General features: G+C 71.3%; 9 protein-coding genes and 1 tRNA gene. 6 read left to right on the forward strand and 4 right to left on the reverse strand.

Annotation, left to right across the window (positions count from 1 at the left end):
• The 3 genes from ACSNOG_RS29445 to ACSNOG_RS29455 form a co-directional block, all read right to left on the reverse strand.
• Positions 1-1,418, reverse strand: a 1,418-nt coding sequence (locus tag ACSNOG_RS29445) for a protein kinase domain-containing protein (protein WP_436755748.1), incomplete at its 3' end; no start/stop codon positions are given.
• A gap of 32 nt (positions 1,419-1,450) precedes the next feature.
• Entirely contained in the window at positions 1,451-1,918 is a 468-nt protein-coding gene (locus tag ACSNOG_RS29450) for a hypothetical protein (protein ID WP_436755749.1), read from the reverse strand.
• A gap of 129 nt (positions 1,919-2,047) precedes the next feature.
• Positions 2,048-3,007: a CapA family protein gene (locus ACSNOG_RS29455; protein ID WP_436755750.1), complete on the reverse strand. Its 960-nt coding sequence runs from the start codon at positions 3,005-3,007 to the stop codon at positions 2,048-2,050.
• A gap of 110 nt (positions 3,008-3,117) precedes the next feature.
• On the opposite strand from ACSNOG_RS29455, the gene polX reads away from it, so the two are divergent.
• From polX to ACSNOG_RS29480, 5 genes are all read left to right on the forward strand, one after another.
• Positions 3,118-4,848, forward strand: a complete 1,731-nt coding sequence (gene polX / locus ACSNOG_RS29460) for a DNA polymerase/3'-5' exonuclease PolX (RefSeq protein ID WP_436755751.1) — start codon at positions 3,118-3,120, stop codon at positions 4,846-4,848.
• Positions 4,849-5,438: 590 nt separating this feature from the next.
• Positions 5,439-6,329: a DUF2268 domain-containing protein gene (locus ACSNOG_RS29465; RefSeq protein WP_436755752.1), complete on the forward strand. Its 891-nt coding sequence runs from the start codon at positions 5,439-5,441 to the stop codon at positions 6,327-6,329.
• Positions 6,330-6,437: 108 nt separating this feature from the next.
• Entirely contained in the window at positions 6,438-6,845 is a 408-nt protein-coding gene (locus ACSNOG_RS29470) for a septal ring lytic transglycosylase RlpA family protein (protein WP_436755753.1), read from the forward strand.
• Between the two features lie 105 nt (positions 6,846-6,950).
• On the forward strand, positions 6,951-7,382 hold the full coding sequence (locus ACSNOG_RS29475) for a DUF6234 family protein (RefSeq protein WP_436755754.1): 432 nt from the start codon (positions 6,951-6,953) through the stop codon (positions 7,380-7,382).
• A 10-nt stretch (positions 7,383-7,392) separates the two neighbouring features.
• Positions 7,393-7,466, forward strand: a tRNA-Lys gene (locus tag ACSNOG_RS29480).
• A 65-nt stretch (positions 7,467-7,531) separates the two neighbouring features.
• Here the strand turns inward: ACSNOG_RS29480 and ACSNOG_RS29485 are convergent.
• Complete coding sequence (locus ACSNOG_RS29485) at positions 7,532-8,527, reverse strand: peptidase (RefSeq protein WP_436755755.1); 996 nt, start codon at positions 8,525-8,527, stop codon at positions 7,532-7,534.
• A gap of 393 nt (positions 8,528-8,920) precedes the next feature.
• On the opposite strand from ACSNOG_RS29485, the gene ACSNOG_RS29490 reads away from it, so the two are divergent.
• Entirely contained in the window at positions 8,921-10,726 is a 1,806-nt protein-coding gene (locus tag ACSNOG_RS29490) for an ABC transporter ATP-binding protein (protein WP_436755756.1), read from the forward strand.
• Positions 10,727-10,756 lie beyond the last annotated feature (30 nt).

A 10,756-nucleotide genomic window follows, 5' to 3' on the forward strand; every position in this document is an offset into this window, starting at 1 on the left:
ATGAGGGCGTATTGGTTTCCGGAGAAGATCCAGTACTGGTTGCGGTTGTCGGGTGTTTGCATGACGGCGTCGATGCGTTGCGGGGTTCCTGTGAGTCCTTCGAGGCTCGTCCAGTTGGTCAGTGGGCGGGGTCCGGTGATCTGTTTGTCGGAGCGGGTTCCGTCGGCGAGCTCGATGAGGGCGTATTGGTTTCCGGAGAAGACCCAGTACTGGTTGCGGTTGTCGGGCGTCCGCATCACCGCGTCGATGCGCTGCGAGAACCCCGCCAGGCCCGCCCAGTCGGCCAGCGGGCGCGGCCCGAGGACGCGGCTGCCGGCGTGGCCGCCGTCAGCGACCTTGACCAGTACGGACTGGTCTTCCGAGAACACCCAGTACTGGTTGCGGTCGTCCGGCGCCTGCAGCACCTCGTCGGGGGGCATGGGCGGCCGTTCGGGCGCCGTTGCCGTCGTCGCTGCACGCTTCTTCATCGGGCCCGTCATCAGGAACGCGGTGGCCGCACCGGCCGCGAGCAGCAGGACGACCAGCGGTACCACCACGCGGCGCATACGGCGAGGCCGTCGGCGGCGCGGGGGGAGGGTGTGCGCCCGCAGGGTCTCCCGGCGGGTCGCCGCTCCAAGGGTGCACACCGACCGCAGGGCGCCCGCCGCGGCGTCCACGGAGGGGCGCTTGCTCGGCTCCTTGTGCAGGAGGTCCTCGATGAGCGTACGCAGCGGGCCCGAGCAGCCCGATATGTCGGGCTCCTCGTGGGCGACGGCGTGCAGTACGGCGGCCGGTGCCGGCCGCGCGAACGGGGAGCGGCCGGAGACCAGGACGCACAGCGTGACGCCCAGTGAGAACAGGTCGCTGGGCGGGCCCGCCGGCCGGTTGTGCAGCCGCTCGGGGGCGATGAAGTCGAGGGATCCCATCACCTCGCCCGTGCCGGTCAGGGACTCGCCGTCCGCCAGGGAGGCGATGCCGAAGTCGGTCAGCGCGACACTGCCGTCGCCGCGCAGCAGCACGTTCGCGGGTTTCACGTCACGGTGCAGGGCGCCGGCCGCGTGCACCGCCCCCAGGGCGGCGAGCAGCTGCAGACCGACCTCGGCCGTCCTGGCCGGGGACAGCGGGCCGGCCGAGGCGAGGTGATCGGCGAGCGACGGGCCGTTCACGAGCTCCATGACGATCCACAGCCGGTCCTCGTACGCGACCAGGTCGTAGATGTCGACCACGTTGGGGTGGGAGACGCGGGCGATGGTGCGCGCTTCTCGCAGCGCCCGCCGGTGGCCGTCGCCCTCGCCCTCGAGGTAGAGCTCCTTGACCGCGACGGTGCGCTGCAACAACTGGTCGGTCGCGCGCCAGACGGCGCCCATGCCGCCGCGTCCCATCAGGTCGGTCAGAAGGTACCGCTCGGCGATCAGCCGCTGCTCGTCACTCGGAATCACCGGGTCAACCTACGTGACGCCCCGGGCGGCCCTTACCCCTGCCCGTCGGCGGAACCGCTCCAGCGGTCGTGCTCCCGGTCGTAGGAGAGGGTCCGGCCCGGGCAGGCCCGGAGGTCCATTTCGAGGAGTTGGCGGTAGGCGGCGACGGGCAGGTCCGCCTCGACGAGGATCCGGGTGGCCGAGAGCGCGTCCTCCAGCAGGAGCGGGCGGGGCGGCGCGGGCGGCCCGCCCGGGGAGCGCCGCAGCGCACCCCCGAGGATCCGCTTGAGAGCGGTGCAGGCGTCCTGGGCGAGGAGTTGCCCGACGTTCTGCAGGAAGCCGCTCAGCGGCAGCACGACGAGCACGAGCCAGGTGAGCGTCTCGCCCCGGAGGGCGCCCAGCGTCGCGCTGTACGTCTCGACGCCCAGGCCCGTCAGGCCGTCGGTGAGCGACTTGCGCTCCTCCTCGCCGGTGTCGGCGTCGAAGTAGACGTGCGCGGTCATGGGCGGGGACTCGGCCATCCGGACCTCCTGCGCGGCGGAGCGAAGGTGTGCCCGATGGTAGGGCTTCGACCGGTACGGAAGCAGGCAGTCAGGCCGGTCCGGGCCCCGCCGGGCCGGTCCGGGCCGGTGAGAGCCCGGCGGGGCCGGTCAGGGCCACTCCACCACCAACCGGCCGTTCTCCTGCGCGACCTCCGTTCCGAAGGCCGCGCAGGCCCGTCGGAACCTGCGGGTGATCCAGCGGCTCTCCGCCTCGTCGGCGAGCCGGGTGCGGCAGAAGTCGAGCGCGAGCGGCACCCCTTCCACGCGTGCGGGGCGGGTGCCGTCGAACGAGACGAGGAAGAGCAGGCCGAGGTCGTTGCGCAGTTCCTCGTCCGTCGCGTAGTCGTCGACGAAGTCCCCGAGGTCGTAGAGCACGCGGTCCTGGACGCCGTGGAAGACGTGCGCGGAGTGCCCGGCGACGAGAGTGGCGCCGGCGGCGAGGAACTGCTGCGCGGCCCGGCGGATGTAGCCGGCCGGGCCCGGGGTCATGTTCGGGCCCCAGTGCGGCGTGACGAGGGTGATGTCCGTGTCCGCGCCGAGGGCCCCGACCGTGCCCAGCAGCCAGGCCGGGGCGCCGGTGTCCAGGGGCGCGTAGGCGACTCCCGGCCGGCCGGGGCCCGCTGCGAAGTCCTGCGGGTGGTCGGTGACCCCGACGACGCCCAGCCGCAGGCGGCGGCGCTCCAGGACGGCCGGCCGCCGCGCCGCCTCCTCGTCGGGGCCCGCCCCCGCCCAGGCGATCCCGGCGTCGGCCAGATGGCGGAAGGTGTCGAGGAGGGCGTCGGGGCCGTAGTCCAGCGCGTGGTTGTTGGCCAGGTTCACACAGTCGACGCCGAGGTGGCGCAGGGTCTGCGTCGCCACGGGCGGCGCCCGGAAGAAGAAGGGCTTGAAGGGGTCCCGCCGGCGCTCGCCGCGTGCGGAGACCGCGCACTCGAGGTTGAGGACGAAGAGGTCGGCCTCGTGCGCCGCGGCCACCACCTCGTCGGCGAACAGGCTCTCCGGCGGGTCCGTGGCGAGCCGCCGGGCGACCCCGCGGCCCAGCATGGTGTCACCGGCGAGTGCGAGCTTCACGGTTCAACCACCTCCTCGCCCACGCGCGGAGTCCCACCGGTCTCATTGTAGGAATAGTGAGTTTTAAAGGGGAATGTGTGGCATCTGTGGCGAGGGGGAACAGCAGACCCATGGCGCGGCCCAACGAAGAGGTCGAGGCGCTGCTGCAGGAGTACGCCGACCTCGTCACCATCACCGGCGGCGACGCCTACAAGGCGCGCGCCTACGAGAAGGCCGCCCGCGCGATCGGCGGCCACCACGCCGACGTCTCCCGCCTCGACCTCAAAGGGCTGCTCGACATCCCCAACGTCGGCAAGTCGATCGCGGAGAAGGTCCTCGAATACCTGCGGACCGGCCGGCTCTCCATGGTCGAGGAGGCCAGGGCGGTCATCCCCGCCGGAGTGCGCGAGCTCATCGGCATCCCCATGCTCGGCCCGAAGAAGGCCATGCTGCTCTACGAGGAGCTCCACGTCTCCTCCGTCGACGAGCTCCTCGACGCCATCCACGACAAGAAGCTGCGCGACCTCAAGGGCTTCGGCGCCAAGACCGAGGAGAACATCCTGCACGGCATCTCCCTGATGCAGCAGGCCGGCGACCGCATCCTGCTGAACGCCGCCATGGACGTCGCCGAACAGATCGTCGCCGACCTCTCCGGGGTCGGCGGATGCGAGCGCTGCACGTACGCCGGGTCCCTGCGGCGCATGCGCGAGACCATCGGGGACATCGACATCCTCGTCGCAGCCGCCCGGTCGGCCCCCCTCATGGAGGCCGTCACCGAGCTGCCGATCACCGCCGAGGTCATCGCGCACGGCGAGAAGAAGACCTCGATCCGTACGACGAAGGGCCTGCAGGTCGACCTCCGCGTCCTGCCGGCGGACGCCTGGGGAGCGGGACTGCTGTACTTCACCGGCTCCAAGGCGCACAACATCCGCGTCCGCGAGATCGCCGTCCGCCACAAGTACAAGCTGTCCGAGTACGGCCTCTTCCACGCCAAGAGCGGCAAGAAGATCGTCTCGGAGACCGAGGAGGAGGTCTACGCACGGCTCGGCCTGCCCTGGATCCCCCCGGCCCTGCGCGAAGACCGCGGCGAGATCGCCGCCGGCCTGCGCGACGAACTGCCGGACCTGGTCACCGAGGACGACGTCCGCGGCGACCTGCACACCCACACCGACCTCACGGACGGCGTGGCGACGCTGGAGGACATGGTGACCGCGGCGGCCGCCCGCGGGTACTCCTACTACGCCGTCACGGACCACGCCCCGAACCTGTACATGCAGCGCATGACGGACGCCAAGATCCTCGCCCAGCGGGAGCGGGTCCGGGCCCTGGACGGCAAGCACCGCAGAATGCGCCTGCTGCACGGCACCGAACTCAACATCGGCCCCGAGGGAGAGCTGGACTGGCCGGACGACTTCCTCGCGGGCTTCGACCTGTGCGTGGCCTCGGTCCACTCGCACTTCAACCAGACCCGCGAGGAGCTGACCCGCCGACTCGTGCGCGCCTGCGAGAACCCGCACGTCAGCATCATCGGACACCCCACGACGCGGCTGATCGGCAAACGGCGGGGAATCGACGCCGACTTCGACGCCGTCTTCGCAGCCTGCGCCCGCACCGGCACCGCCCTGGAGATCAACTCCCACCCCGAACGGCTCGACCTGTGCGACGAGGACATCCTGCGCGCCAAGCGCTACGGCGTGAAGTTCGCCGTGAACACCGACGCCCACTCGGTGACCCACCTGCCGTACCTGCGCTTCGGTGTGGGCACGGCCCAACGGGGCTGGCTGACGAAGGACGACGTCATCAACACGTGGCCGTTGCAGAAGCTGCGCCGCTTTCTGCGGCCGCCGGCTCCCCGGGGCTGATCCGCGTCACGTTCGGCCAACGGCTCGCCGGGCCCCGCCCCACCCCGGCTCGTCCGCGCGGAGCGGAAGATCGTTTCTTCCTCACCTGAAAGGAGGCGGTCGCGCGTTGCCGCGGATCGGCTGGGCATGCAGGAAGTCCGACAATCGCGACTCAAGGGGTTGGCATGAGGCGTATCCGGATCGCTGCTCTGGTGTGTTTCGTCGTCCTCGCAGCCGGGGCAGGTGTCACGGTCGCGCAGGGCAGCAGCGAGGTGGACAAGACCGCCGGGAAGCGCGCTGCGGCGCCGATGGCCGAACATCTCCAGCGCTCCAGTCTCGCAGTGAACATCCCCGCAGGGCAGGAGAGGGACGCCAACGTGACATGTCCTCAAGGCACGGTGATCTCCGGGGGAGGAGTGAGCACGAGCGGCGGGGAGACATACGTGACCTCGTCGTTCCCTTCCGGCGCGACCTGGTTCGTGAGTGCCAGGAACACGAGCGGGTTCAACCAGAGCGTGACCGCGTATGCGGTGTGTACGGCTCCATAGCCGCGGCGCTCGACCCTCGGCTGCTTGACCCTCCTGTAACAGGAGGGCCTACGGTCCCGAGTCATGAAGATCGTTGTTCACGACACCGCCTCCGCCATGCTCGACCTCCTCCGGCGACCGCTGGAGGAGAGGCCGGAGGCGCTGCGAGAGATGCTCAGGCCGCTCCAGGGCGTGCTGGGACCCGTGATGGGCGACGTCGACCTGGTCGAGATGCACCGTCAGAGCAGTGGCTTCCGGTTCGACCGCGACGACCCGCGCTATCTGCCCGCCGTGCGCCGGATGCAGGACGCGGGCGTCTGGAAGCGCATCGAGGACACCCTCGCCGCCGCGTGGGAGCGGATCGGCAGTGCCGCACCGGGCATCCGGCACGCCGAGACCGTGCACGTCGTCCTGGTCCTCGGCAACCCCGACGACGAGCAGCTCATGACCCGCAGCGCCGGCTACTTCGGAATAGGCGGGATCCCCGGTGCGATCGAGCTGATCATGTGGCCCACCGACACGAGCCTGGAGAAGATCGGCTACGGCGCCGCGCACGAACTCCACCACAACGTGCGCTACGCGAACGTCGCCTGGAACCCGATGACCGTCACGGTCGGCGAACACGTCGTCGCCGAAGGACTGGCCGAAGCCTTCGTACGCGAGCTGGCCGGCGAACAGGCCATGGGCCCGTGGTCCCGGGCCGTGACCGGCGCCGCGCTGGACAGCGCCTACGCGAAGATCACGGACGACATCGACGTCGCGGGGATGCAGAACCTGACCGCGTACGTCCTGGGCGACGCCACCGCGCGGCTCATGGGCCAGGAAACCGTCGGCCTGCCGGACTTCGCGGGCTACGGAGTCGGCCTGCGGATCGTGGACGCCCATCTGGCGGCCTCGGGCCTGACCGCCGCCGCGAGCACGGCGCTGCCGGTGCGCGAGATCCTCACGAACGCGGGGGTGACGACCACGGTGTGACCACGCCGCATGCCGCCGATCGGCTGCTCCGTCCCGTTCCGAGGACTGGAACGGGCCCCCGGCGGACACGATCTTCCAGACCCGAGGAACGGAAGATCGAGGACCCCCATGGCTCACCCCGGCACGCCCGGCCACGCCCCTGCCGCGGTGGCGCTGGCGACGGTCCTGGTCTGCGTCGCCCCCTTCCCGGCCCGCGCCGACGTCCGCGACGCGCGGCCGTGCACCGCATCCTGGTACGGCGCGCCGGAGGAGATGCTCGACGGCTTGCCCACCGCGAGCGGCGAGCCGTTCGACCCCGAGGCGTTGACCGCCGCCAGCAGGGATCTGCGGTTCGGCACCCGGGTGCAGGTCACCAACGTGGAGACCGGCGACGCCGTCATGGTGAGGATCAACGATCGCGGTCCGAGGGACAGGAACCGCTGCATCGACCTGTCGCGGGCCGCCTTCGAGGAGATCGCCGACATCGATCAGGGGCTCGTCCGGGTGACGCTCGAGACCCTCGGCGGCGTCGCATGATCAGTGTCGCGGGAGCGGGCACGGGCGTGAGCGGGAGCTGAGTGCGAGGGGGCATGAGTACGCGTACTCATCCCGCCACCGCGGTCCGGGGGAAACACTGAGGCCATGGCACCCCTTCCTGTGGCACCCCCTGCCGTGGTCCCGCCCCCGCCCCGGGCCGGCGGACGCGCCGGCATCCCCTGGTACGCGGATCTGCTGATCGCCCTCGGCCTGCTGGCGCTGGAGGTCGTCGTGGCCGTCGGCTGCTTCTACGTCGTGGGCATCGAGGGCTGGGCCTACGACGCCGACTACGGCGGCCGGCAGGACGCGCCCCCGCCGCCGGACACCACCGGAGAGTTGCTGACGTGCTTCGGCGTCCTCGCCGGGTTCGCCGTCGTCGCGGCCGCCGGCCTCGCCTTCGCACGGGCCTTCATCACCGTCGTGATCCAGGGCCTGGTGGCCGCATGCCTGGGCTTGGCGCTGCTCGCCGTCCCGGTGACCGACCACGGCAGGAGCGACCACGGAGCCCGGGCCGATACACCGTCATTCGTACGGTAGTATTCATTTCGCGCCGCTAGCTCAGTTGGTTAGAGCGGCTGACTCTTAATCAGCAGGTCCGGGGTTCGAGTCCCTGGTGGCGCACGTGAGACGAAGGGCCCCCGCCGGAAGGCGGGGGCCCTTCGCGTTCCTCGGCTCGCTCACGTTCCTCAACTCGTCTGGGCCTGCTCGTAGAGGGCCTTGGCCTCGTCGCCGAAGTACGGGCCGAACATCCTGTTCGGCAGGAACGTGTACCCGAAGCTGTTCACCGACGCCTGCAGGCCGGTGCCGGTCGCCTCGTCGAACGACGCGAACCACGGGCCGCCGCTGGAGCCGCCCGTCATGTTGCAGCTCAGCCCGTGGTCCTTGGTCAGGAGGAAGTCCTTGGTGGAGTTCCCGCTGCAGTGGATGAGCCTCTTGCCGTCGTACGGGGCGGCCGCGGGGAAGCCGAAGGCGTACATGGGCTTGTTGTAGGCGCCGTTGAACTGCAGGCCCTGCGCCCCGACGGTGTCCGCGAGGCGCTTGCCGCCCAGCGGGGCCACGACCGCGGCGCCGATGTCGTAGTTCATGTCCTCACTGGCCGTCCACTGCGGCGTGGACAGCGTCTTGGTCGCCGCCCAGGTGCCGTAGGGCGTCTGGCCGTCGGAGTAGCCGGGGGCGAACGTCCAGTTGGTGTGCCAGTTGCCTTGGTACTTGACGCAGTGCCCGGCCGTGATCACGGTGCTGGCGTTGCGGCTGGTGACGGCGTCGGCCGAGCAGGAGGCGTTGCGGCCCTGCATGGTGAAGAACACCCGGCCCGAGGTCTTGGCCACCGCACCGCCGCCGGTCCACGGCCCGCCCGGCTGCGGGAAGGAGGCGAGGGGTCCGGCGGACGGGGCGGTGGCGGCGACGGTGAGCGTCTCGCCCCGGGCCTTCGGTGCCGGGAGCGCGCCGGGCTCGACGGCGGGCAGGTCGAGCGGGACGGCCGCGCGCATCCGCTCGGGCGTCCAGTAGGCGGCGACGGCCTTCTGTGCGCCGGGCGAGGCCGCGGCGGTGTGCACCGCCGGGGCGGGTGTGCCGCCCGGTGCTCCGTCGGCCGTCGCGGCCTGTGTGCCTGCGGTGACCAGGGCGCAGGCTGCCAGCAGCACACCTGCGGTCGTACGGCGGGATCGGCGGGATCGTCTCACGCGTACTCCTTCTGCGGCGCGGATACGGCACGTACCGGGAGGTGCGTGGTGCGGGTGCCTGGTTCGGGTGCGTGGTGCGTGGAGGCAGGGTGACACGCAGCCCTGTTGGTTGACAGGGGCGCGTCAAAACGCGAAGAGGGCGACTCCGAAGAGGTCAGCCAAAAGGCCCACCTTCGAGTGGATTAAGGGCGTTCGGTCGTAACTCGCCTCCGCCATACGGCATCGTGCAGGCGCTCACCATCGGAACCGGACCGTCGACACCCGCAACCAAGGGGAATCACGTTGCCCGCCGAGACCACAGAGGTACACAAGACCACAGAGGCACATGAGGAATTACGCTTCCGCTCCCCGACCCTGACCGCCTTCGAGAAGAGCCCGCTCACCGCCCGCGCCATGAGCCGGCGCCTGCCCCAGCTCGTCCGCAAGGCGCTGAACCTCGCCTGGCGCGTGGACAGACGAGCCGTCCTGACGCTCCTCGTCTGCCAGGTGCTGTCCGGCGCGTTCGAGGCCTTCGGCCTGCTGGCCACCAGCCGCACGATCACGGCGCTGATCACCTCCGGCCACATCGAGGACCGGCTCGTGGACGCGCTGCCCTCGCTCGCCCTCCTCGCCGGGGCGGCCGGCACCCGGGCCCTGCTCGCCATCGCCGTCAGCAACATCTCCAGCCGCCTGGCCCCCCGGATCTCCCGCGAGGCCGAGCTCCAGATGCTCGACGCGGCCATCAACGCGGAACTCGCCGCCTACGACCACCCCGGCTTCAACGACAAGCGCGAAGCCGCCGACCGCGGCGCGGACGTCGCCCAGGACCTGCTCACCGAATCCCAGGACCTCATGGCCTGCCTCGCGTCGCTGATCGCCGCGGCCGGCGTGGTGACGCTCCTGCACCCGGTCCTGCTGCCGCTGCTCCTGCTGGCCACCCTCCCGCAGGGCATCGCGAGCGTGAAGGGGGCGCGGGTCCACTACCAGACCTCCCGCGCCCTGAGCGGCGACCGCCGCGTGCTCAACCACCTGCGGTGGCACGTCACCGACAAGCTCTTCGCCGACCAGCTGCGCTCGGGCACCATGGCCGAGTTCCTCCTGGGCCGCTACCGCTCGATCAGCAACCGCATCCACACCACCACCGACAAGGCGGTCCACCGGGGCGCGCGGTACGCGCTCGCGGGCGCCGTGGCCGGCGGCCTCGCCTCCGGACTGGTGTGGGCCGCGCTCGCCCTCCTGCTGGGCACCGGGCACATGTCGCTCGCCTCGGCCGGCACGGCGGTCTTCGCCCTGCGGTCGGTCGGCTCGTCCCTGAGGGGCATGGTCTCCTACGGCGCCCGCCTCTTCCGCACCGGCCTCTACCTCGACGACTGGGCCGAGTTCATCGACGAGGCCGGCGGGCACCGCATGCAGCGCGGCACCCGGGTCCCCGCTTCCCCCGCGGCCGTCCGCGCCGAGTCCCTCACCTTCTGCTACCCCGGCTCCGACCGTCCCGCGCTGCACGAGGTCAGCCTCGAAGTGCGGCGCGGCGAGGTCCTGGCCCTGGTGGGGGAGAACGGTTCGGGCAAGACCACCCTCAGCAAGCTGCTGACCGGTCTGTACCTGCCCACCGAGGGCAGGGTCACCTGGGACGGCGTCGACTCCGCCGAACTCGACCCGCAGGCCATGTGGCGGCAGACCGCCGTCGTCCCGCAGGACTTCGCCCACTGGCCCATGTCCGCCCGCGACAACATCACCCTCGGACAGGCGCACGAGGGGGACGGCCTCGTCCTCCAGGCGGCCGCCCACGCGGGCGCCGACGACGTCGTCAAGGAGCTCCGCAGCGGGCTCGACACCCTCCTCGCCCGCGAGTGGTACGGCGGGGTGGAGCTCTCCGGCGGCCAGTGGCAGCGCATCGCCATCGCGCGGGCCTTCTACCGCCCGGCGGGCCTGCTCGTCATGGACGAGCCCACGAGCGCCCTGGACGCCCGGGCGGAGCACCGCATCTTCTCCGGACTGCGCAAGGTCGCCCAGGAACGGGCCGTCGTCCTCGTCACCCACCGCCTGGCCAACGTCGCGGTCGCCGACCGCATCGTCGTCCTCGACCACGGCCGGATCATCCAGCTGGGCACCTTCGCCGAACTGGTCGAGGCCCCCGGCCTCTTCCGGGAGCTGTGGTCCCTGCAGAACGACCGGGGTCTCCCCGCGGCGCCGGAGGAGGTGAGCAGCGCCGTGCGCTGACCGCGTCCCCGCCCCACCCGCCCCCCGCAC

Source organism: Streptomyces sp. URMC 124, from assembly GCF_051386455.1.
GTDB lineage: Bacteria > Actinomycetota > Actinomycetes > Streptomycetales > Streptomycetaceae > Streptomyces.